Genomic DNA, 22,920 nt, shown 5'->3' with positions numbered 1-22,920 from the left:
TTTTTACTGCTTTTTTAAAATCATTTTGGCAATTCAAATAACCACTAAATATTGTTGTTTGTGCAGTTAATACTCAAGATATAGGCTATAATGCCGATGCATAGAGTAACTAAAGTGTCATTGAGAATCGTTATGCTGCGTTTATGTTTGTTGGTGTTGTGCTTACTGCCGAATTTAGCTGTTGCTGAATTAACCGCGGTGGATATCTATGGTGATGAGCAATTAATTAAATTGATCCGCAATGATGTTTATTTAAAGCAAGTTAAACGCGATGACTGCCAACTAGTGCAAGATATTGAAGCTAGAGCAGAAGTACTCCAGCAGCCCATGTATCAGTTTTTATGGGCCGAAATGCTCAACCATGGTGTGTGTGTAGATAAACACGCTTCCCGTGGCATGGCGTTATTACAAACTGCTGCAGAGCAAGGTAGCGCTGAGGCGATGCTGAAACTGGCCGAATATTACTATCACGGTGAAATGGTAGTGCAAGACAAAAATCGAGCAGTGCAATATGTGATGCCGGCAGCAGCCAATGGCGATCTGCCTGCAAGATTGATGTTAGTTCGCCTATACGGCGAAGGTTATGGTAGCCCTGTTGATTATCAATTAGGTTACCATTGGTTATATAACAGCGTATTTAATGATGCCGCGACACAGAAAAAAGCCACATCATTATTGCAGATGTTAGCCGCTAAAATGCCCGCCAGTATAATAGAGCGAGCACAGCAGCCACAGCTGCACAACCGCTAAGACTCCCACGAGGGAGTAAATTATTTGGAAATTGAATGATCATCGATCCTCATTTTGAGAGAGAGCAAGACAAGTACGAAAACCCAATCCCAAGCCGTGAATACATACTAGAGTATTTGCGTGAGCAAAAGTCACCTGTCACCAGAGAACATATCGCCGCCGCGCTAAAAATGGTTGATGAAGACCACTTAGAAGCGTTAAGAAGACGACTGCGCGCCATGGAGCGTGATGGGCAACTGGTTTATACCCGTGGCCATAGTTATGGTCTTCCTGAAAAAATGGATCTGCTTACCGGTACGATTATCGGCCATCGTGATGGTTTCGGATTTTTTAAATCTGATGAAGGCGGTGACGATCTCTTTATTAATAATCGTGATATGCAGATGTATTTTCACGGTGATAAAGTGTTGGCGCAAAAAGCAGGTTCCGATCGCCGTGGACGACGTGAAGCGCGTATCGTTCGTTTAGTGCAGCAGCGCAGCGCGCCATTAGTCGGCCGTTATCATGTTGATGCTGGCATGGCATTTGTGATTGCCGATGACAGACGCATTACCCAAGAAATCTTGATTGCCAAAGAAGACGCTAATGGCGCCAGAGCTGGCGACGTTGTTGTGCTTGAATTAACCCGTCGTCCTGGACGATTTGTTAAAGCGGCAGCTAAAGTGACCGAAGTGCTCGGTAAAACAATGGCGCCAGGTATGGAAATTGAAATTGCTCTGCGCAATTACGATTTGCCTCACAAATGGTCAGCTGTTATTGAGAAAAAACTTAAGCGCATTCCGGATGAAGTCCCAGAGTCTGATAAACAAGGTCGCGTCGATTTAAGACATTTACCCTTAGTGACCATTGATGGCGAAGATGCCCGCGATTTTGACGATGCTGTTTATGCCGAAACTAAACCTAGCGGTGGCTGGCGTTTATGGGTCGCTATTGCTGATGTAAGTCACTATGTGCGTACAGACTCGGCATTAGATGATGAAGCGAGATCCCGTGGTAACTCAGTGTATTTTCCATCGCAAGTTATCCCGATGCTACCAGAGAAAATCTCTAATGGTTTGTGTTCACTAAATCCCCATGTTGATCGCCTTTGTATGGTGGCTGAGATGACCATTTCAGCTGCGGGTAAACTATCGGGTTATAAGTTTTATCCGGCAGTGATGCACTCACATGCGCGTTTTACTTACACGCAAGTGGCAGCCATGCTAGAAGGTGGCAAGATTGCCCCTGAGCATGAAGCTTTGTTCCCGCATCTTCAGTGTTTACAGTCGTTATATTTAACCTTAAATGAGCGCCGCGCAGAACGTGGGGCGATTGCGTTTGAAACCGTTGAAACCCAGTTTGTGTTTAACGAGCAACGTAAAATTGAAGCAATTGTGCCCCGTAGCCGTAATCAGGCACATAAAATCATTGAAGAATGTATGATTTTAGCCAACGTCGCTTCAGCTAAGTTCGTCAAAAAGCATAAAGGTGAAGTGTTATACCGTGTGCATGAGTCACCTTCAGAAACCAAGTTGGCAAACTTCAAAGAGTTTCTGGCAGAACGCGGTTTATCAATGAATGGCGGCACTGAACCTACGCCGTCAGATTATCAGGACTTAATGCTGAAAATTGCAGATAGACCGGATGCTGAATTGATCCAGGTAATGTTACTGCGCTCAATGAGACAAGCGATATACACCCCTGATAATGACGGTCACTTTGGCTTGGCATTAGAAGAGTATTCACACTTTACCTCGCCTATTCGTCGTTACCCTGACTTAGTCTTACATCGCGTTATCCGTTATTTGTTAGCGGCAGAGCAAGGTGAGATGAAGCAGAAGTGGACCCCAGAAGGTGGCTACCATTATCTACTTGAAGAGCTAGATAAACTGGGCGAAGAGTGTTCAACTACTGAGCGCCGTGCAGATGAAGCCACACGTGATGTCAGCGACTGGCTCAAATGTGAATACATGCAAGATCATGTTGGTGATGAATTTGAAGCTGTCATTGCTTCAGTGACCAATTTTGGTTTGTTTGTACGTTTAAAGGATTTGTATATCGATGGCTTAGTGCATATCTCAAGCTTAGTCAGCGATTATTATCAGTTTGACCCAATGCGTCAGCGTTTGATTGGCGAAAACACCCGCAAGGTTTATCAAGTGGGTGACGAGGTCAATGTCAAAGTTGCCGCGGTTAACTTAGATGATCGTCAAATCGATCTGATCATGATTGGTGATCACGGTAAGAGCCGTAAGAAAGCCAATAAGAAGCCATTAACAGCCAGAGAAAGAGCCAATCTTGAAGGCGCTAAAATGGGCGCATCAGCAAAAGGTGAGCCAGTTGCAGAGTCGCCAGCAAAGGGGCGTTCTGGCAAAGCGGGTAAAAGCACAGCGGGCAAAGCGAAAAAATCTGCCACTAAAGGCGGAAAAAAGCGCAAGCCTGCAGCTAAAGCTGCAAATAGTTCAGCGGCTGGTGTAACATCACCGGCTGCTAAAAAACCATCGACTAAAGCAAAGCGCAAGAGAAAATAAGTAAATGAAAAAACAAGATATCATTTTTGGCATTCACGCAGTAGAAGCTTTGCTAAGCAACTCACCTGAACGCGTCATTGAAGTTTGGGTATTACAAGGTCGTGATGACGAGCGTTTATTACCATTAATCAAAAAAGCGACAGAGTTTGGTGTGTCTGTACAAAGTTCAGGTCGTAAAGTACTAGATGACAAAGCATCGAGCACTCAGCATCAGGGTATTGTTGCACGAGTTAAAGCTGCTAAAATCTTGGCTGAAGCGGACTTAGATGCTTTATTAGAAAAGACAGACCTACCATTTTTGTTAATTCTTGATGGTGTCACTGACCCACATAATCTAGGTGCTTGTTTACGTAATGCCGATGCTGCCGGTGTACAAGGGATTATCGTACCAAAAGATAACTCGGTGGGACTGACGTCAATCGTGAGCAAGGTTGCTTGCGGCGCGGCTGAAACGATTCCATTATTCCAAGTTACCAACCTTGCCCGTACTATGCGTCATATTCAGCAAAAAGGGGTGTGGATTATTGGTGCCGCCGGTGAAGCGGATTGTGAGTTATACCAAGCAGACTTAAAAGGGCCTTTAGCCATTGCGATGGGCGCAGAAGATAAAGGTTTACGCCGTTTAACCCGTGAAAGCTGTGATTCAATAGTGTCAATCCCGATGGCGGGAAGTGTCTCAAGCTTGAATGTATCAGTGGCAACCGGTATTTGTTTGTTTGAAGCTGTGCGTCAACGTTTAGTGAAGTAATTTACTGAGCTGATCAGCAGATAGTGGAACGGGCCTTAAGGCCCGTTTTTTGTATCTGGAATGTTGAAAAGGCTCATTACAGGCCGCTGTAACGGCGTTGCAATTTATTGGAAAGTATATAGCAAGTTAAATGTGGTGATGGTATCGGTTTTTACACTGTCTTCAGGAACTACCGCTGTGTATCTCACGTTCACCCCGAGTTTAAAGGCCCAGTCCTGTAAAAAGGTATTTCTGTAACTGACGTCTAAGGTCAAGGTATTGTTATCTTCACCCACTTCAGAGGTCAAATCGGCATTGAGGCTGGTATATTCTTGCAGTTTCACATTGTACTTGGCGGCGGTACGCAAAATGATGTCTTGGTTGGCTGCAGGGTTTAAGTCTGTATCTGTTGCTTTGGGTAAGTCATAACGGTAACCGGGGCCGACTTCTATGCTCAGGCTCTGGGTATAGTTTGAGAGTAAATCAAAACCATAACCGGTAGAAACCGTCGACAGTTTGGTATAACTACCAAAATCATCCCAGGTAAATTCACCGCGGCCAAAAATATAGCCGCTTTCTAGCTTATAACTCGACTGGGCAAATACATCATACTTTTCAGCCGTGGTAGAGTCTTTATCTGCGGCGTAATACACCTTAAAGGTAAATTCCTGACGGGCTTTTTCAGTATCGTAATTTAAGTAGGTGCGGCCGTTGAAGTTTTGCGATTGGTTATTACCAGTATTGAGTTGCATACCGGCTTCAATTTCAGCCTTAAAGTCACTGGGAGGCTCTTTATAGTCTGGGGGAACAAGTGCCCACGCTGAAGACGTTGTGAGAAGAGAAGACATAAAGATACAGACTTTTTTCATTACGTTGTTTCTATATAGTTATTAGGAACGCCTGAAATACGGATGAAGCGCCATAATACCTGTATTCGCAGTGGCTGCAAAGCGCTCAATGGCTTCATCTGTGTATTCAATATCAAATTAAATTTCACGCTGGTTATTGTTTTTTGCTGGGTATTTTCATTATTTACCGTCATTGCTGTCAACGCCTGCTTGAGTGAGTTAATCAGTTAAAGGTAATAAAGCATGCACCACACAAGTATTGCTTGAGTTTTGTGCGGGCTTTATGTATCATCCCGCGCTTAAATCAGTCATTTAATTCCGTTCCTTGCCTCCAACTTGGTCTGACTGAGCCACACGTGAGGCTAATTAACCGTAAGGAGCAATAAATGCGTCATTATGAAATCGTATTTATGGTTCACCCAGATCAAAGTGAACAAGTCCCAGGTATGATCGAGCGTTACAGCAGTGTAATCACTGATGCTAACGGTACTATCAGCCGTTTAGAAGATTGGGGGCGTCGTCAATTGGCTTACCCAATTCAAGACCTACATAAAGCTCACTATGTTCTTATGAACGTAGAAGCAACTGCAGAGTCTATCGAAGAGTTAGAAACAGCTTTCCGTTTCAATGACGCTGTTCTGCGTAACATGGTAATGCGCACTAAAACTGCTGTTACTGAAGCTTCTCCAATGGCTAAAGCAAAAGATGAGCGTGATTCACGTCGTGCTCCTACTGCTGCACCAGCTGCTGAAAAAGAAGTTGAAGCAAGCGCTGAAGAAACTGCTGAATAATTAGTCTGTGATTAATCACTTAGTGTTGACCGGAACGATAACTCGTTCAAAGCGTTTTGATAGTCCCAGCGGCATTCCCCATAAGGTGATTACGCTAGAACACAAAACACAGCGGTATGACGATCAAATGTTGAGAAATGTTTATTGTCTGATCCAAGTCATATTAAGTGGTAAGCGCTTTAACAGCGTAACAGAAGAATTAAAAGCAGGTGTGCAGGTCCAAGTTGAAGGGTTTATCTCTTTACAACAAGGGCGAAATGGCCAAAATAAATTGGTTTTGCATGCCGAAAATGTCGAATTGAAAACTTAGGAGACTGTCAACATGGCACGTTATTTCCGTCGTCGCAAGTTCTGTCGTTTCACCTCTGAAGGTGTTGCAGAAATTGATTACAAAGATATCGTTACTTTAAAAAACTACGTAACTGAAAGCGGTAAGATTGTTCCTAGCCGTATTACTGGTACTAGTGCTAAATATCAACGCCAACTAGCTCGCGCGATTAAGCGTGCTCGTTATCTTTCTCTACTGCCTTACACTGATTTACATCAGTAATCGCAGTATTTAAATCAGAGGAATTAGATAATGAACGTTATTCTGCTTGATAAAATCGCTAACCTAGGCAACTTAGGTGACCAAGTTGCTGTTAAAGCTGGTTATGCTCGTAACTTCCTTTTGCCACAAGGCAAAGCTGTTATCGCTAATGACGAAAACGTTAAAGTTTTCGAAGCACGTCGCGCTGAATTAGAAGCTAAATTAGCTGCTGAATTAAGTGTTTGTACTGCTCGCGCTGAAAAGCTTGCTGCATTAGAGTCAGTTGTTATCGCTTCTAAAGCTGGTGACGAAGGTAAATTATTCGGTTCAGTGGGCAACCGCGACATCGCTGATGCAGTTACTGCAGCAGGCGTTGAGCTAGCTAAAGCTGAAGTACGTCTACCTTTAGGTGCTTTACGCAACCTAGGTGACTTTGAAGTTGAAGTTCAACTTCACACTGAAGTTAAATCAGTAGTTAAAATCTCTGTTGTTGCAGAAGATTAATAGCTCATTGATTTAAATAAAAACACCGCCAATTGGCGGTGTTTTTTTATGTCTTAATTTTAGGCTTTTAAGGCTTCAGCTTTACCTGTAATGAGAGTGGTCAGGGTCACCCCAAGCTCGTTTGCACAAGTTGGGGCGTGATACTCTAATTTCTTACTAGCTCTAACTCATCAATCAAGTTTTGGGCGTGATCAACTTTATCCATCATCCATAGGATGTAACGAAAGTCTACGTGTACTGCACGGGTTATCGTTGGGTTAAAGAACCAATCTTTAGTAATCGCCTCGTAAGTTGAATCAAAGTTCAAACCTACTAACTCACCTTTACCGTTAAATACCGGTGAACCTGAGTTACCACCTGTAGTGTCAACACTGGATAAGAAGTTAACCGGCACTGAGTTAAATTCTTCTGGCGTATCTAAACAAGAGAATAAACGACAAATCCATGAGCGTGGATCTTGATAAACCGATGCGACAGAGTGCTCACCGTTATCATTGGCTTTAATTGCCGTTAATAGCTTTTGTGGCGCGTTATATGGATCTTCGCCAGTATGTTTAGCCACTATGCCTTCGAGACGGGTAAAAGGCTGCTTATAGAGTGCATCTGCAGACTGATAACCATCGACCATGCCGTAGGTGATCCGTAAGGTGCGATTGGCATCTGGATACACAGGCCAGTCATTGGCTTTGTAATAGCTGATGATGGCTTTCATGTATTCAGGGCGAGCGGTTGATAACTTACCTTTTAAAGTGTTTTCGGCTTTTTCCTGTGCCATGTTGGTGTCGTGCAGCGCTACCGCTAAGCGAATAAACGGATCTGAGCTGGTTTCAAAGGCTTGGGCGTCTTTGTTCATCCAAGCTAAACGCTGCTCTTTATCCATTAAAGTGGTTAAGGCGTAATAGGCATCTAATTTTGCTGATAATGCCTCAGCATCAGAGATCTTATTCAGTGCGTTATCAAGAATTTCAACGCGCTGATTTTGCCCCATGTAAGCGTTCAAGTCTTGTAGCCACAAGGTTTTATCGACACTGGCATCAAAACTTCTATCAAGGCGTTTTAAGTTAGCGGCAAACATTTTCATATCACGCTGCTGAAACCCTTGCTCACGCTCTGCATCGGGCAGTTGTTTTTCTTTGGCTAAACGATAGAGCTTTTTAGCTGCGGCAAGTATTGCACTTGATTGGGCATTATTAAAATAATAGTCAGTTTGAATGAGGTTATTTTGCTCAGCCAGTAATGCTTCTAATTCACCAATCAATTGATGGTTAGCATTGGCGTCTTTTTTAAGCCAAGCTAAGAAGTTATCTTCACGTGATTGTTTGATACCGACAATATCTGTGGCTTTAAAACCATCGAGTAACCCGTTCAGTTTTTTCATTCTGTTTGCCATGGAGGCAAGGTTACCGGCGTATTTAATCGCAATGGCGTTATTGTCGGCAGCCATTTGATTAATGGTGTCGATTTGCAGTTGATAGCGCTTAGCGTAGGTTGGATACATCCAATCACTGGCAAACTCTAACTCGCTGGTTAGGCGGTAACGACTGGTCGCTCCCGGATAGCCTGCGGCAAACACGCCATCTCCGGCTTTAACGCCATCAGCATTTATTTTAAGATAACTTTTTGGCTGATAAGGCACATTGTCTTCGGCATAACTTGCCGGCTGACCGTCTTTGCCCACATAGGCACGTAAGAAGGTAAAATCGCCCGAGTGGCGTGGGTATTCATAGTTATCAATATCGCCGCCAAAAGCCCCTACGCTTTCAGGTGGTGCGTATACTAGTCTGACATCACGAATAATGAGTTGTTTAATTAAGTAATACTCAAGTCCATTATGAAAGCTGCTGACTGAACAACGGTAGTTTTCGTCGGTTTCGCAGTCTTTGATTAATGCTTTACGGTTTGATTGGATATCTTCATAACGGCTAAGAGGATCGCGACTTAAATTCGCATTCACTTGAGAAGTGACATCCGTTACCTTCTCAGTGATGTATAATCGCTCATTAGGGCCTGCTGATGGCTCCTCTTTTTTAGTATTAGCTAGAAAGCCGTCTGCTAAGTAATTATGTTCAGTTTTGCTGTTATATTGGATGGCTCGATAGGCACAATGGTGATTGGTCACAACTAAGCCTTGGGGAGAGACAAAACTGGCGGTACAATAGCCCAGACCCACAACCGCATTCATTGGATACTGGGTTAAATCTGCAAGCTGTTTAGCAGGAATATCGATGCCGCGTTGTGCTAATTTATCTGCAATAGAAGGCATTTGATAGGGTTGCCACTGACCTTCATCGGCATAGGCAAATCCAGAAGACAGCACAAGGGCTGCAACGAGTGCATAACGCATGTTCTTTCCTTATTTTTTATTATTTATTGTTGTTATTTATTCTGATTGTTTATCCGTGTTGGGATAAATGTTACGCGATATCATTGTACTACATGTTTGCATGACCTCGGTGTTATACCATATTTACAAACAGGTTGGGAATTGGGAGTTTTAATGTCACAGAAAGGTCCTTTTAAAGCCAGAGAAAGGTTCAAAGATGCTCAAGTTGATGCGCTGAAATTACCGCCGCATTCAATTGAAGCTGAGCAATCGGTTCTTGGTGGGTTGATGCTTGATGCTGAGGCCTGGGATAGAGTGGCTGAAGCGCTTGTGCCCGAAGATTTTTATTCTCGCTCCCATCGGATGATTTACGCTGCGATGAGCCGTTTGGTTGAAAGCAGTCACCCGATTGATTTGATCACCGTATCAGAGCGCCTGGAAGTTGAAGATCAACTTGAAGACGCTGGCGGCTTTGCTTACTTAGGTGAAATTGCCAAAAACACCCCGAGTGCGGGTAATATTTTATCTTATGCCGATATTGTACGTGAACGAGCTGTTGTACGTGACATGATTGGTGTTGCCCATGAAATTGCTGATGCAGGCTATAACCCTGAGGGTCGTAACTCCAGTGATTTACTGGATTTAGCGGAAACTAAAGTTTTTAAAATTGCTGAGTCGCGTGCTAATGCCAACGAAGGCCCTGAAGGGATTAAATCGATCCTTGAAAAAACCGTCGACAAAATTGAGCAGTTATACAATAACCCCCATAACGGTGTGACCGGTGTATCAAGTGGTTTTACCGATCTTGATAAAATGACCGCCGGCTTCCAATCGGGTGACCTTGTTATTGTGGCGGCACGTCCTTCAATGGGTAAAACCACCTTTGCGATGAACTTGTGTGAACAAGCAGCCATGAATGAAGATAAACCTGTGCTTATTTTCAGTTTAGAGATGCCATCAGAACAAATTATGATGCGTATGCTGGCATCACTTGGCCGGGTTGATCAAACTAAAATTCGTACCGGTCAGTTAGATGATGAAGATTGGGCGCGTGTTTCTTCAACCATGGGGATTATGCTTGAGCAAGGCAAAATGTATATCGATGACGGTTCAGGCTTAACGCCGACAGAAGTGCGAAGTCGTGCCCGTCGTATTGCGCGTGAGTATGGCGGTTTATCAATGATCATGATTGATTACTTGCAGTTAATGCAGGTGCCTTCATTAAAAGATAACCGTACCTTAGAAATTGCAGAAATCTCGCGCTCACTTAAATCCTTAGCCAAAGAACTAGAGATCCCGGTCATTGCGTTATCACAGCTTAACCGCTCGTTGGAGCAACGTGCTGATAAGCGCCCAGTTAACTCTGACTTACGTGAATCAGGTTCAATTGAGCAAGATGCGGATTTGATCATGTTTATTTATCGTGATGAAGTGTATAACGATGATTCAGAGCAAAAAGGTGTCGCTGAAATCATTATTGGTAAACAACGTAACGGCCCGATTGGCCGCGTGCCGCTGGCGTTCCAAGGCCAGTTCTCGCGTTTTGATAATTATTCTGGCGCACAAGTCTTTGATGAAGATTAATCTCATCAGATAGGTATTTAGTCTTTGCGTTAGTCGTACCGAAAAGCCTCTGTTTTAACGCAGAGGCTCATTTTTTAGTCTTGTGTTGCTCAATTATTTGAATGAAGCAATCAGTAAGGTTAGTTATTTGAAACCATTTCCCCGTGCTGAAATTAGTCGTAAAGCTTTGCAAGCTAACCTTGCAAGGCTGCGTGAAATTGCGCCCAACAGTAAAGTCATGGCTGTGGTTAAAGCCAATGGTTATGGGCATGGCTTGCTCAACGTGGCCGAGTCTGTCGCTGACTGTATTGACTGCGCCGATGGATTTGGACTGGCGCGACTTGAAGAGGCGCTTGAATTACGCCAAGGCGGTGTTAACGCTAAGCTACTGTTGCTTGAAGGTTGTTTTCGTCAATCTGACTTACCCACATTAGTTGAGCATAAAATTGATACCGTGGTGCATCATGAGTCGCAATTGGTGATGTTAGAGCAATCGACACTTACTGCGCCCATTACCGTCTGGCTTAAAATTGATACAGGCATGCATCGTTTAGGCTTTGGTATTGAACAATTCAAGGCTGTTTATCAACGCTTAATGGCTTGCCCACAAGTTGCCAAACCTATTCATTTAATGACCCATTTTGCTTGTGCCGATGAGCCTGATAACCCCTTAACCCAAGTGCAAATTGATGCTTTTCAGCAGTTGATTAACGATTTACCTGGCGATCGAACGTTAGCTAATTCTGCCGCTACGTTATTTTGGCCTCAAAGCCAGTGTGACTGGATAAGACCAGGTATCGCACTCTATGGGGTATCGCCTGTACTGGGTGATAAAGGTGTTCATCATGGGCTAGTTCCCGCAATGGAGTTAGTGTCAAACCTTATTGCGGTACGTGAGCATAAAGCCGGACAAAGTGTTGGCTATGGCGCTTATTGGACTGCAAAACAAGATACTCGTCTAGGCGTGGTTGCCATAGGTTATGGCGATGGTTATCCGCGCAATGCCCCTGAAGGTACCCCCGTGTTGCTTAATGGCCGCAGAGTGCCCATTGTTGGTCGAGTCTCTATGGACATGCTGACCGTTGATTTGGGGCTTGATGCAACTGATAAGGTCGGGGATTCAGTGCAGCTGTGGGGTAAAGGGCTCGCTGTAGAAGAAGTGGCAGAGCACATTGGCACCATTGCTTATGAGTTAGTAACTAAACTCACCCCAAGAGTCGTGGTTGATTTACAAGATTAATCTCAATTTAATTAATGGTTTATAGCCTAGAGCTTGAATCTTAAATTAGTCATAGATAGGAAGTGTTAAGTGCAGTTGTATAAATCAGTCGTTATGATTTATTGCGTGTTTTTTAGTATCGACAGTGTCGCCCAGTCTGAAGCTATTCACTCCGTAATTTCAAATGATCCAGAGTATGTGACTGCCAGTAAAACCACAACGAGTCATCGCCCTGATACAGAAGTGGTTGTAGAGACTGAGCTTATTTCTGAGATAAACCCACAGTCACAGCAACAAAATACTGCTGAAAAGCCGTCTGCGGTAACGCCCTCTGAAAAAGCACTGTCTCCAGAATTTGTCGCTGTGCCAATTGTCTTTTCAACTGAGACCTTGAGCACCACATTCGGCGCAGCAGGTGTCCTTAAGCATGCCGGTCAACCGCAAGCCGTAGCATTAGGCATTGGCTTATACTCTGCCAATGACAGTTGGCTAAGTTATGCAGGTTTTTATCATTATCAATTGCCAGAGCTTGATCAATGGTTATTTAGTGCCGAATTGTTTCGTGGTCATTACGAGCAAGGGATATATTACTTGCCCAATAGTGACCTATACGAGCCAAAAGCCAATGACATCAGTCGAGTCATTAGTGTCGGGGATGAAGGCTTTAACAAACTGACCATGGAATATGTATTACCCATCGCCAGAGGTAAGCATGGCGCTGCAAACGCGCTTGGGAAAAACACCACACCAATTAGCTGGAACCCATTAGAGTCAGGTGTTAGCTCTATCAGCTTAACCCCGTTTAGCAAGTATCGAGAGCTTGAAGCATTAGCCTATTTAGCCGACGAAGCCCGTGGTGTTGAGCTTGCTTTTAATTGGGATAACCGCGATGCCAAACTAAATAGCACCGAGGGTGGTCAAACAAATCTAACCATCACCAAAGGCTTTAGTGTCGATGATGATCCAAGCTGGTTGATGTGGGAATTTGAACAAAGCGCATTTATTTCTTTTGGGAGTAACAGTTGGTTTGAGCAACAAGTGCTCGGGATTAATTTCTACTTAGCGGATACCCCAAGTTGGGAGCAAGATTATAAACAACAGCAATTTCAGCAGCCTCCTAGTTTTGCTGGGGTGTCATTAGGTGGCTTTGATCGTTTGCGCGGTTACTCTTCAAAGCAGTTTACTGGCCGCAACGCAGTCAATTATGCCCTAGAGTATCGAGTCACACCTCAATGGCAGCCACTACAATCACTGCCGGTGTTTAATCTATATAACATTCCTTGGTGGCAGTGGGTATTATTTGCCGAAGCTGGCAATGTGGCTGATGAATTTACTTTAACTGAACTGCATGATGATATGAAAACTAACTACGGCGCAGGCATACGTTTTGAAGTTGAAGGTATAGTGATAAGAACCGACTTTGTTACTGGCGGTGATGAAAGTCAGTTTTGGGTTATGGTTAATCAAGCATTTTAGTTTCTTGGTGATGAAATTAGTGGCTGCTGATATTAATTAGCCGTTTGTTAATGATATAATCACTAGTTCGTTTTTTAGTAAGCATCATATTTTATTAATCGTTGATTTTCTTCGATAAGGTACCATTTTGGCTCTAACAACACTCAACCGCTCAATTTCAATCGCTCCAATGCTTGATTGGACCAAAGTGTAATTAGAACCGCTTGTTTTTAAACACCTTTATCAGTTTCGATTTTCCCCGTTCCCCTATTTAGTCCCCCCGCGGAGAGGTGAATAAAGTCTATATCGCAAACTTAATTACGATGCCTTTTATAGTAGCTAATGATGCTTTAACAATAAAGTGAAAGGGCTGATTTATGTCCTAAAATATTGGTGCTTTGTTCATTCTGTATAAATTTCTGTTAGCCGTTTTCATCTTCTTATTAGTTTAAAATATGCTAGCTATTAACTCATAAAAGCACCTGTAAAGTTTATCTTTAGAAGGCAACGTTACAAGGTGTTTTTAAGTCATAACAGAGGTGGGGATAGCCACTTTATTCAGGTTTTGAAGTGTGATTTTGGAGTGTGCTCTAAACTTACACTTGATCAAAATTATCTTATCAGGCAGAAGAAATAACCATGTAATTTTATGGTAATCGTTATTAACGTGGTATCTATCCGGCGCCTGATTGAAATCTCTAAGTTAGATCTTTTGATCTCGTTTATGCCTCTAGTTGAGTTAGAACCAGGAGTCGAGCGAATATTGAACGCCTGGCTTTCTATACCTGTGCTAATGGGAAAAGTCTGATTCTGTTACCTTTTAAGTTAGCACTACAAACATCGTAAGCACGCAACAAGCTGATAGCAAAGAGTAATTCTAATAAGAAAAAAACTCTCCACTTACCAAGCTGCGTGAGCTTTGCTTCCTTGATAGTTTATGTGTGTTCAAACAACAAGGAGAAATGAACATGTCTAAATCTAAATCAGCACCAATGACACCATCGGCAGCAGCACGCATTCAAAGCGGACAAGCTAAAGCAAATGGCGGGCAAGTGGCTAAAGGTAGTTTCACGGCAAGAGCACAGGCAGCAGCTGCTAAAAATAGTAAATAGAGTACAGAAGGTGGGCAAACAGTCCACCTTATCTATTACGCCTACGCCAAAATATTGCAACAACAAAGGACATTGAACGTTCAGTATGACTAGTAAAACAAGCGACACACCTTATTACTCAGTTCAATACCTGCTTAGGGAGTTTTCCAAAGGTTTAGGAACGAAGAACCTGGCTGGGAAGAAAATCGATGATGCGTGTAAGAACGCTGAAATTAACCCGTATCACCTCGAATCATTAAAGAAAGCGCTAATTCATGATCCGCTGAGTAAGTATGTAAACATTTACTTTGCTGATCATGTTTTAGAGCAATTCGAATGCATTACGGATAGTTATCTGAAATTGATAAAAAACGTACCACTGGATGGCGTCAATATAGAAATATCCAGGCAGTTTTTAGACCGATTCTTTATGACGTTCGCTATAGCTGAAATATGTACGGATGTTCTGGATGGCATGAGGCTATCACCTCGAGATGTCGCTCGTAGTGATAAAGCACTGATGTCCATTGTCCTAGAAAAATTGAACGGCTCAACTGAGTGGCAACAATTTATTATCAATAGCTCTGAATATCAAAAAGAGCGATTACGCATCTGGTCTTTAGGACCAGGTTCAGAATTACCTGAGCTTACCAGCATTGCCTCTTTGGGGAAGCAATGGGAAAGTGGCAATAGCTGGGGAACGTTCAAGGCTCGCTTGATTACCGCGAGACTGTGGGACTACTTTTTCTACCGTGGTGGATACACCGATCTGGCTATGCTCAGAGAACAGTCGCCTAAAGAATGTTTGGTTGTATTAGTCGAAAGCCTATTAAAGATCATTCATCAGGGAACTGCTAAATATCAGCCAACCATGCCAATAGCCCTGAAGTTGTTTGGGTTACTTCGTCTAAGAGTTCTAAAAACTGCAGGTGCTCAGGATCAATGTTTGTCGTTGCTACAAGAACTTAGGAAACAGCAACTAGATCTTGATGTTAATAATGAGACTACCTACTACTACCATTGGATGAAAGCTCGTTATAACCTGCATTCAGGAAAGTTAACTGAGGCCATTGAAGACTACAAGCTTGCGTTTGAACAGGTCATATACAGGCAGGGCGAGAACGCTGAGAAAATAATTGTCGAGGCAATTGTAGCGGCGTGTCGAGCTCCCAAACCTGACAAAAGTTTTATCAACCGACTGCGACGAATGGCCGTGGTGATGAAAATCGACTTTATGCCACCAGACCTAAGTAATGATACATTTAAGACTAAGCCCCAAGATATTGACAACTGGGAGATCTCTGCATTTAGCAAGTATTTTGATGCATATTTTACTAAGGAATCTTTTTTTACTGGGGCAGATTATCCTGAGAATCAACACCACAATTGTGGCGTTTGGATGATAGATGAAACGAGTAATAAACTAGATATTAACAAGCCGAATAAGATGCTATCTGTGGGTATGAATGGCGGACTTATCAAGAAAATGCCCCAGCTTGTTTACTTTGCTATGCTGGGTGATATTGAGTTGGTATCAGCCTTGATGGATGCTGGAGCGGATGTTAATAAGCTTTCTTCGAGCAATGAGTCTGCTATTTTGATGGCAATACAAGAGATGCAGGTCAATTTGACGCCATTGAACTCAATGTGTAATGAGGCATTCTATTTATTGAGCCAATATCCTCACAGGAAAAGCGTGTTGGATGCGCTGACAGACAAGAGAAAATTGTCCCCTCTTGGGTGTGCTGTTCAGACCGGGCGGCCAGACATTGTGAAGAAAATACTTCAGATGGGAGCCTCTGTAGATAGAAGGCACGATATCATTGGGGAGACACCGCTTTATACGGCAATTGGGCTTATTTCCCATCATACCAGGTCTCAATTGAAGACTTCTCAAAGTGAGAGCATGAAGTATTCCGAGATGAGCCTGCAATCTGCCAGAGCTTATGGTGCAGGATTGCTTCCCCATGATCTTCAGCACTTAAAACGGGTGATGTTAGAACAAGAGAATGATCCCATGTTTTGTGAAATTATTGAGGAATGTAAAGAATATGGAAAGAGAAACATTGCTAAATATTCAACGGCGGAAGGTTTTAGAGAAATTGCTAAGCTCTTGATTGAGTATGGCGCGAATCCTAATGCTAAGCATGATACCGCAATGCTTGGCTATACACCTTTGATGCTAGCTGTAGAGTTAGATGAAGCTGAACTAATAGAGGGCATGTTGGACTCAAAGCATCACCAGGTTGATTTTGGGTCTACTTGCGTAGACTCTCGAACTCGCCAGCGAGTAACTATCGATAGATTGATAAGAAACTGGCGCTCGTTGAAAGTGGGTAAAATGTTGGTAGCTAGATTTAATTTAGCGTGATAATGCACATCGGTCTAACAGTTTTCGCGGTCACCTAATTGCCGTATTGTGAGGTGTTAAGTGCTTGAAGTGACTACCTCCTCTTAGTTTTTTGCCAAAAGGAAGAGATTAAAGTCAACTTAATGGTAACGACAATTATCATGGTATTAGCGTACCATACATTCTGCCCCATTATGAGTTTAGGCAAATGAACATCTCGTTTAACCTATTGCTAGTTTAACTAAATTTTTCTCATGTATTTATGATACCTAAGGCTGTGAGGGAGATCTGCTCTGAAAAAAAAAGGCAACTTCCATAGCTCTACGTGATTGAATCTACCGAAGAGAACAGAGTGCCAATGACACTCTGCAATCCATACAGAAAGATATTGCTATTAGATTAGCTAGGTACCAGCTTGCTAGGCGAGAACAGTCACCATTTGAAGCATTTCGTCTTTTGTATCTTCAACTTTAAGTGCCAAAATTTCATCTATTCGGTTCAACCTTGCCTCTTTTTTCAGCCCAAATAGATCCATTTTATCTAGAAGGTGCATAACTAAAGCTGTAAGTACGGCAGTTAGTACAGATGAGATAAGAATTGACCATGGTTCAACCAAGCCCAATGAATCTAACCACGCCTCAATTCCAATACTGGCAAAGATACTTAAAGAACCAGCTGCAACTTTTAGTATAGCGTCACCCTTTTGGGCGCTCGAGGCGTTTTTGTCACGCAATATTGGGATTGCTTGCATGAGTATCTTGATCCCCTCTTTAATGGTTCTGGCTATTGCTTTAAACACGCCCACAAAGCAATTTACAATCCCCTCAAGTAACATGGATACAAAGCTCTTCATGAATGAAAATACTCCACCTTTCAATTCATTACCAATCTGAGAAACTGCGAAACTTTTAATCCGGTTAACTCTAATGGTTAGGGCTTCTTTGAATGAGGATGCGTTAACGCCGTCCTCTATCCCTTTTATGAGGCAGTCTTGAAGCTCAAAATAAATGGGCTTGATAATAAACAGGATAGCATCACCAATGGACTGGTGACCTGCTGCTTCAACAGCATCCTTTGATAGCTTCTTTTGTACATTTTTGTTGTTAACCAGGTTGTCAGCAACCTTCTTATTTGTTTCTGAATCCATGGCTTTTTGAGCAGTGTTCTGCTTGTTAACCATGTTCTTTCTGACTTCAATTTGCTCTGGGGTTAGCTCTGTCCTTTTGCCATTTTTGTCCTCAGCGTAACCTTGCTTAATTTCTTGCTCTAATTGAGGTTGAGATTTGGCAAACTTACCGACTTTAGCACCTCTATTGTTTTCTCGGCTAGTGACAACTAAATTTTCCTCAACATTAACAATTTCTTTAATGTCATTATCTGTCAGTCCTTTATTTGCTTTAAGCTTATTGCAAACCTCGTTACACGGTACGGCATGATCAGTTTCTGCGCTTTGATTACTCTGACCCTCGCTTTTCGCATGTTTTTTATAGCTATAAATTGGTTCGCCACCATAACTGTCTTGCGCAGTTGAATTTCCGTCAAAATGCCCATCTTTAGCATCGTTCATTTTTTTGCCGTCGCGCATGTTTATTTGAGAGTCACCGCGAGTAAGCTCTCCATTGCCATAGGAAGATGTCGCGTCGTACTCGGCAATATTCTGGCGCTCTGTAATGTTTTCTGTATAACTATCGAGTGTAAAGCTGCTCTTGGAGGGGGTATCGTAACTGAATGATTTACACTCGCTGTAAAGCCTTGTTGCTGTTATTCCTTGCTTAGTGCCTATCTTGAAAGCTCTCATTGTGCCGTCGATTAAGCTCAAGAATACAGGCTCTAAGATGTGCCCTTTTGGATCACCATCTATCTCTTTTGTTATTTCATCAAGAAGCGTATTCATTTCTTCGCTGGTAGCACTGGCATCAAAACTTAATATACGTTTAGATAGTTCTTGAGTCACATCGGCGTAGGCGTGAAAATCAGTATTAACTTCACCAGTCAGGTGCCTGTTGCCCTCAATGCTGTTTGGCACACTTTTTAAATGAGATCGCTCTTGCAACCTGCGTAACCTATCCTGTCTTGCTTTTAGTTTATGTAAATCATCCATGTGAACTCACTTAGTTATGCCGCTAAACTTTCCCAAGCAACAATAAACTCTTCTTCATGCTCGTTGATTTCGTCGTCAGCCAATACCACCATCATCACGATGTTTCCAAAAATCTTTAAATATTCACTGGTGTTAAAGTCGTTCTCTTCGATTAGATTCCACACGGTAATTAAGTTTGGAGGAGTTTCGTACCATGACTTGATTCGTTTTTGAGTCATCTCAGACAGAACCTTTTCTCTACCTAGACCAGCAACTAAAACCTCAATATCTTCTTTTTCTGCATCACAGATTTCATGATCTGCATTGGCGGCACAAATGCCAACCGCAAGAGCTGTAACAAGGAATTGCTCGCGGCTCTCTACGTCCTTCAAAATGCTCTCTAACTCAGCCTTCATTTTATCAAGCTCGATGGTATAACGTCGGGTCGCGATCTGCTCACCTTCACGTTTTGCCTCACGTTGAACTTTATCTAGTTTTTCTTTGTCTTCACTCGCACTGTATTTATCTATCGCAATGCCTGCAGCTGCACCAGCAACACCTGCGCCAGCAGCAACAGCACCCGCACCAGACAAAGAAGCGGCGAGTGTTAATGCGCCAACCACAGAGCCTCCACCAGTAAAGGGGGCCGCGGCAACAGCCCCCACCCCTACTACGGCACCACCAATGATTTTTGCCCAAATTCCCATAATTAATCCTTTTTCTATGGTTAAAAATAATAAAGTAATTCATAAGGTAATACATATAAAGGATATTCTCTAGGTAATATGAATCATCTTACGCAACAGTACGATTTTCATTGGCAATTCAGAGAAAGTGATAGGCATGTTTTTGAGTGCAGTAAGTAGTCGAACATGGCTATAACATTAGAGTTAATGATGGCTTATTCAGTTAAGACTCCAGAATACCAGACCGAATTAATTCGCTGCCAAAGGGAGGAAATGGCTAGCTCAGAAATGTTCAGAACGAGTTGTGACTATAGTGGCTGTATGCTAGCTAAAGCCAACTTAGCGGTAACAGTAATTAACCTAATGTTTGTAGTGGAACACTAGGTTTAGCTATTGTCTTGAGGCATAAAAAACTATAAACACGGACAAGAACACGCCCTAAAGAAGTGTTCTTGTCCTTATTTACATCGCCTCACAACTATTTTTTAGGAGGCCTCGCGGGATTGTTTCCTCTAGCGGGTCCAGAAGGGTTGCCTGTTTTGCTAGGTGCGTTTTTGAGTGTATTCATTTATTTATCCTCTTTTAGTGTCCCTAATAAAAGTGAAGGAACGTCACTTATAACAATTTTTCTTTTGATATCAACTTGTTTTATCAAGCAAAAATCTGTGCCGGAGTCATCGGCGTAACAGTTCTGTTATAGCTCATAGGGTTTGAATAGGTAACGTGTACAGGGCCTTGCTTGCCAGCGTGTCGCTTATTGATCGAAGTCGCGAGGGATTCTCGGTGCTTATAAGTCCATGGAGCAAGGTGTAACTCTCCATTACAATCCTGCCAGATCCTAGAAATAACAAGGCTGACATTATCCATTAGTTCGGAGTCAATTTTTAATGCGCCCAGTAAAGTGGAAGATAATGAGGCATTCACTTTGGCTTTGCGTTGGGATAGCCATTCTCCGAGAGATATAGCTAAATCCGAGTCATCTGCTATCAACTGATATCCTTCGCATATCCTCTGCTCCCCTTCTGCATAGTGGAAAAATTCCACTCGGTATTGTGGCTCAACACCATCTGGGACTATGGGCTTGGCGTTGATTGTCACGTCATAGGCCGTTTCGTAGATCAATTGTTCGACATCAATTGCCCAGAACATGTCATCTATAGCATCTGTTTCATCCCAGAGTAGCCCCATACTCTCATCATAATGAACAGGTCGAAACTCCCAGGTCATTTCATTGCCACCTTGGAAATGGTGCTCTATGGTTACAGCCCAAGGTAAGTCCTTACTCTGTACATGTAACGTTGTTGACTCACGTGGTTGGCTATCAAACGGCATTGCAGAGTGTTTAATTTCAGTTAACAATGAGGCAATCTCATGCCTTACTCCAGTAACTCTACCATCCTGAATCACAAGCCAACCAATACGCTCAGAGTCGGGAGTCTGTAATAGACTGTCCAATGGTACGCAAAGTACAGCAGCTATCTTTTCAGCATTTTTTAGTTTAGTTTCCATTGTATTATTAGCTTCTTCGATGCGCTGTATCTGTCTACTCGACAAACCAGTTTGTTCAGCAAGACCTTCTTGACTCATTCGACGTTTTTCACGTAAACCTTTTATTACGGTAGGACTTAAATTCACATTTAGGCTCATTTCAAATTCCATTGGTGATGTATTGAAGCCAGTTTAATTAAGACAGTTCGTCTTGACCACGACACGGAGCACGACATTAACCATTATTTTGCAGAAGCCTATTGGGGGTGGGCTTGCTAGGGTTATCAAAGTTCGCTCTCAATCGCAGCGATGAACTACATAATAGGAGTGCCTATTATCTACATAGCTTTACACGATCTAAGTCTTGCTATATCTCTAGGGGGAAATTACTTAATTTCAATTTAACGAAAAAGTAATTTTTATGGTATTGATCTACCTCACTTAAATTGAGTGCTGACATATTTAGTAGTGTGATATTGTTGATGACATGAGTAGCACTCAAGTTGTAAAGCAAGGAATGCGAATGAAGGATAAAGAAAAAATAGCTCTTTTTATCGATGCTGATAATGCCCCAGCTGCCAAAATTGATGTGATTTTGTCTGAGCTGGCGAAGTATGGTGTAGTCAATATCCGTAAGGCTTACGGGAACTGGAAGAGTCCAAACATCAAGTCATGGGAAGATGTATTACATGAGTATGCCATACAGCCGATTCAGCAATTTGATCTTACTAAAGGTAAAAATGCCACTGACATAGCATTGGTCATAGATGCCATGGATGTCTTATACACTAAAGACGTCGATATCATATGTTTGGTGTCATCTGATTGTGATTTCACCCCTTTAGTAACTAGGGCTCTTGCTGATGGAAAGTTTTTGATTGGGTTTGGTGAGCGAAAAGCACCTAGCGCTTTCGTAAATAGTTGTTCCCGTTTTTTGTATCTAGATGGATATGTGCAAGAGGATGAAGACTTACCTAAGCCAGTTAAAAATATCAAAAGTGATACTAAGCTTATTAATCTTCTAAGGCAGGCTATTGAAGCTGTAGAGGAAGATGATGGATGGGCAATGCTTGGTCCTGTAGGTAAACACATTTCTAATCAAACTTCTTTTGACCAACGTAATTACGGATATAAGAAACTCAGTGAGCTGTTTGCCGCGATTGATTTATTTGAATCGAAGGTGACTCATGGATCTGTGATATGGATAAGAGATATTAAAAGAGCAAAGCTGCAAACAAAGAGATTATCATCATGATACTCAATGAAATAACTACTAGGTCATTACTATGGCATTAACTCAGATGCAAGTGATTCAATCTTTAGGTGAGGCAATGACCTGGCTAGAGAGAGCTTAACTGGGACGTTCCTCCTACTGAATTACGGCACTTAATTGGTCGAATTGGTGAACTGTATGTTGCCCTAATTACTGGGGGGCAGATGGCTACTGAAGTTAATCAAGCAGGTTATGATGTCGTGGGAAGTAATGGCGAACGGATTTCAGTAAAAACAACTGCACGTATGGTATCAAGTGGACACATTTCCTTTAATGTGAATACTTTAAATTTAGTCGATAGAGTCATTATCTTAAGAGTCAATACAGAAGAAATGCAAATCGAGACACTGTTCGACGGTGCCGTAAATGATGCCGAAGCTATGATGAATACGAACGATGCAAAAAAGAGTTCTATCTCTATGAGTAAACTTTTGACACAGAAGCCAATAGAAAGAGAATTGTCTAAAGTGTCAGAAAGTAAATGGCGTGAGTATGAGCTTATCGAGTTGGAAAATGGCACGATAGAAGTTTGGTTGAATGGCGTTTTAGTATCACCTTCAAAACCTCATCTAAGAGCTATTGCTAAGGAATTAGGCGTACCTGTTTTGAATGGTAACGGTAATCCACACAATACTAGGCAGTTGGGAAGTTTGTTGATAAAAGCTACAAGAGTTGATTTGAATTGAAATTTATCTTATTTAATTTAGGTAGTTAAGCTGTACTGGTCAACCCA

20 protein-coding genes are annotated in these 22,920 nt (G+C 42.4%); 15 read left to right on the top strand and 5 right to left on the bottom strand.

The genetic code is table 11. The annotated features are described in order from the left end of the window. The first annotated feature begins 96 nt into the window (after positions 1-96). Genes AB4160_RS04080 through rlmB form a run of 3 tightly spaced genes read left to right on the top strand, consistent with a single transcriptional unit; the run spans position 97 to position 4,008 of the window. A complete protein-coding gene (locus tag AB4160_RS04080) occupies positions 97-750 on the top strand; it encodes a tetratricopeptide repeat protein (protein WP_102440124.1) in 654 nt (217 codons plus the stop codon). 35 nt (positions 751-785) lie between these two features. Continuing rightward, positions 786-3,260, top strand: a complete 2,475-nt coding sequence (gene rnr, locus AB4160_RS04075) for a ribonuclease R (protein ID WP_372003678.1) — start codon at positions 786-788, stop codon at positions 3,258-3,260. A gap of 4 nt (positions 3,261-3,264) precedes the next feature. After that, positions 3,265-4,008 carry a 23S rRNA (guanosine(2251)-2'-O)-methyltransferase RlmB gene (gene rlmB, locus AB4160_RS04070; protein ID WP_102440114.1) on the top strand — a complete coding sequence of 248 codons (744 nt, stop codon included), beginning with the start codon at positions 3,265-3,267 and terminating at the stop codon, positions 4,006-4,008. Between the two features lie 104 nt (positions 4,009-4,112). Here rlmB and AB4160_RS04065 read toward each other — a convergent pair whose 3' ends face one another. Next, the gene (locus AB4160_RS04065; RefSeq protein WP_198590856.1) at positions 4,113-4,856 is read right to left on the bottom strand and encodes a YdiY family protein; all 744 of its coding nucleotides are present in this window, start codon (positions 4,854-4,856) and stop codon (positions 4,113-4,115) included. A gap of 365 nt (positions 4,857-5,221) precedes the next feature. Between AB4160_RS04065 and rpsF the strand changes: the two genes are divergently transcribed. Genes rpsF through rplI form a run of 4 tightly spaced genes read left to right on the top strand, consistent with a single transcriptional unit; the run spans position 5,222 to position 6,659 of the window. Further along, positions 5,222-5,626 carry a 30S ribosomal protein S6 gene (gene rpsF / locus AB4160_RS04060; protein WP_076539132.1) on the top strand — a complete coding sequence of 135 codons (405 nt, stop codon included), beginning with the start codon at positions 5,222-5,224 and terminating at the stop codon, positions 5,624-5,626. 7 nt (positions 5,627-5,633) lie between these two features. Beyond that, positions 5,634-5,936 (top strand): primosomal replication protein N, encoded by a 303-nt coding sequence (gene priB, locus AB4160_RS04055; protein WP_076539129.1) that lies wholly within the window; start codon positions 5,634-5,636, stop codon positions 5,934-5,936. 12 nt (positions 5,937-5,948) lie between these two features. Continuing rightward, a complete protein-coding gene (rpsR, locus tag AB4160_RS04050; RefSeq protein WP_055023454.1) occupies positions 5,949-6,176 on the top strand; it encodes a 30S ribosomal protein S18 in 228 nt (75 codons plus the stop codon). A gap of 30 nt (positions 6,177-6,206) precedes the next feature. Further along, positions 6,207-6,659, top strand: a complete 453-nt coding sequence (gene rplI / locus AB4160_RS04045; RefSeq protein WP_076539126.1) for a 50S ribosomal protein L9 — start codon at positions 6,207-6,209, stop codon at positions 6,657-6,659. A 145-nt stretch (positions 6,660-6,804) separates the two neighbouring features. Here the strand turns inward: rplI and AB4160_RS04040 are convergent, their stop codons facing one another. Beyond that, positions 6,805-9,003 (bottom strand): S46 family peptidase, encoded by a 2,199-nt coding sequence (locus tag AB4160_RS04040; protein WP_372003676.1) that lies wholly within the window; start codon positions 9,001-9,003, stop codon positions 6,805-6,807. Positions 9,004-9,156: 153 nt separating this feature from the next. On the opposite strand from AB4160_RS04040, the gene dnaB reads away from it, so the two are divergent. The 5 genes from dnaB (at position 9,157) to AB4160_RS04015 (ending at position 16,681) form a co-directional block, all read left to right on the top strand. Then, positions 9,157-10,566, top strand: a complete 1,410-nt coding sequence (gene dnaB / locus AB4160_RS04035) for a replicative DNA helicase (protein WP_076539121.1) — start codon at positions 9,157-9,159, stop codon at positions 10,564-10,566. A gap of 127 nt (positions 10,567-10,693) precedes the next feature. After that, positions 10,694-11,785, top strand: a complete 1,092-nt coding sequence (gene alr / locus AB4160_RS04030) for an alanine racemase (RefSeq protein ID WP_102440117.1) — start codon at positions 10,694-10,696, stop codon at positions 11,783-11,785. 69 nt (positions 11,786-11,854) lie between these two features. Further along, positions 11,855-13,240, top strand: coding sequence for a hypothetical protein (locus AB4160_RS04025; protein WP_372003674.1), 1,386 nt, complete (start codon positions 11,855-11,857; stop codon positions 13,238-13,240). A gap of 947 nt (positions 13,241-14,187) precedes the next feature. After that, complete coding sequence (locus AB4160_RS04020) at positions 14,188-14,331, top strand: hypothetical protein (RefSeq protein WP_351124943.1); 144 nt, start codon at positions 14,188-14,190, stop codon at positions 14,329-14,331. 85 nt (positions 14,332-14,416) lie between these two features. Further along, entirely contained in the window at positions 14,417-16,681 is a 2,265-nt protein-coding gene (locus AB4160_RS04015; RefSeq protein ID WP_372003672.1) for an ankyrin repeat domain-containing protein, read from the top strand. A gap of 397 nt (positions 16,682-17,078) precedes the next feature. On the opposite strand, the gene AB4160_RS04010 is transcribed toward AB4160_RS04015, so the two are convergent. Next, a complete protein-coding gene (locus AB4160_RS04010) occupies positions 17,079-18,761 on the bottom strand; it encodes a hypothetical protein (RefSeq protein WP_372003671.1) in 1,683 nt (560 codons plus the stop codon). A 14-nt stretch (positions 18,762-18,775) separates the two neighbouring features. Next, a complete protein-coding gene (locus tag AB4160_RS04005) occupies positions 18,776-19,447 on the bottom strand; it encodes a hypothetical protein (RefSeq protein WP_372003670.1) in 672 nt (223 codons plus the stop codon). 165 nt (positions 19,448-19,612) lie between these two features. On the opposite strand from AB4160_RS04005, the gene AB4160_RS04000 reads away from it, so the two are divergent. Then, entirely contained in the window at positions 19,613-19,810 is a 198-nt protein-coding gene (locus tag AB4160_RS04000; protein WP_372003669.1) for a hypothetical protein, read from the top strand. Between the two features lie 267 nt (positions 19,811-20,077). Here AB4160_RS04000 and AB4160_RS03995 read toward each other — a convergent pair whose 3' ends face one another. Next, entirely contained in the window at positions 20,078-21,085 is a 1,008-nt protein-coding gene (locus AB4160_RS03995; RefSeq protein ID WP_372003668.1) for a helix-turn-helix domain-containing protein, read from the bottom strand. A 352-nt stretch (positions 21,086-21,437) separates the two neighbouring features. On the opposite strand from AB4160_RS03995, the gene AB4160_RS03990 reads away from it, so the two are divergent. Both AB4160_RS03990 and AB4160_RS03985 read left to right on the top strand, forming a co-directional pair. Further along, on the top strand, positions 21,438-22,169 hold the full coding sequence (locus AB4160_RS03990) for an NYN domain-containing protein (protein WP_372003667.1): 732 nt from the start codon (positions 21,438-21,440) through the stop codon (positions 22,167-22,169). 134 nt (positions 22,170-22,303) lie between these two features. After that, entirely contained in the window at positions 22,304-22,873 is a 570-nt protein-coding gene (locus AB4160_RS03985) for a DUF6998 domain-containing protein (protein ID WP_372003746.1), read from the top strand. Positions 22,874-22,920 lie beyond the last annotated feature (47 nt).

Source organism: Shewanella sp. 10N.286.51.B8 (assembly GCF_041469325.1).
Classification (GTDB): domain Bacteria; phylum Pseudomonadota; class Gammaproteobacteria; order Enterobacterales; family Shewanellaceae; genus Shewanella.
Note: the sequence above shows the minus strand (reverse complement) of the source record. Positions and strands in the feature narration are given on the sequence as shown.

Coding starts and splice junctions, on each gene's coding strand:
- rnr (WP_372003678.1), top strand. CDS start 786: ATGATCATCGATCCTCATTTTGAGAGAGAGCAAGACAAGTACGAAAAC.
- rpsF (WP_076539132.1), top strand. CDS start 5,222: ATGCGTCATTATGAAATCGTATTTATGGTTCACCCAGATCAAAGTGAA.
- AB4160_RS04015 (WP_372003672.1), top strand. CDS start 14,417: ATGACTAGTAAAACAAGCGACACACCTTATTACTCAGTTCAATACCTG.
- AB4160_RS04065 (WP_198590856.1), bottom strand. CDS start 4,856: ATGAAAAAAGTCTGTATCTTTATGTCTTCTCTTCTCACAACGTCTTCA.
- AB4160_RS04020 (WP_351124943.1), top strand. CDS start 14,188: ATGTCTAAATCTAAATCAGCACCAATGACACCATCGGCAGCAGCACGC.
- AB4160_RS04005 (WP_372003670.1), bottom strand. CDS start 19,447: ATGGGAATTTGGGCAAAAATCATTGGTGGTGCCGTAGTAGGGGTGGGG.
- rplI (WP_076539126.1), top strand. CDS start 6,207: ATGAACGTTATTCTGCTTGATAAAATCGCTAACCTAGGCAACTTAGGT.
- AB4160_RS04040 (WP_372003676.1), bottom strand. CDS start 9,003: ATGCGTTATGCACTCGTTGCAGCCCTTGTGCTGTCTTCTGGATTTGCC.
- AB4160_RS04000 (WP_372003669.1), top strand. CDS start 19,613: ATGGCTATAACATTAGAGTTAATGATGGCTTATTCAGTTAAGACTCCA.
- AB4160_RS03995 (WP_372003668.1), bottom strand. CDS start 21,085: ATGGAATTTGAAATGAGCCTAAATGTGAATTTAAGTCCTACCGTAATA.
- rpsR (WP_055023454.1), top strand. CDS start 5,949: ATGGCACGTTATTTCCGTCGTCGCAAGTTCTGTCGTTTCACCTCTGAA.
- AB4160_RS03990 (WP_372003667.1), top strand. CDS start 21,438: ATGAAGGATAAAGAAAAAATAGCTCTTTTTATCGATGCTGATAATGCC.
- AB4160_RS04010 (WP_372003671.1), bottom strand. CDS start 18,761: ATGGATGATTTACATAAACTAAAAGCAAGACAGGATAGGTTACGCAGG.
- rlmB (WP_102440114.1), top strand. CDS start 3,265: ATGAAAAAACAAGATATCATTTTTGGCATTCACGCAGTAGAAGCTTTG.
- dnaB (WP_076539121.1), top strand. CDS start 9,157: ATGTCACAGAAAGGTCCTTTTAAAGCCAGAGAAAGGTTCAAAGATGCT.
- AB4160_RS04080 (WP_102440124.1), top strand. CDS start 97: ATGCATAGAGTAACTAAAGTGTCATTGAGAATCGTTATGCTGCGTTTA.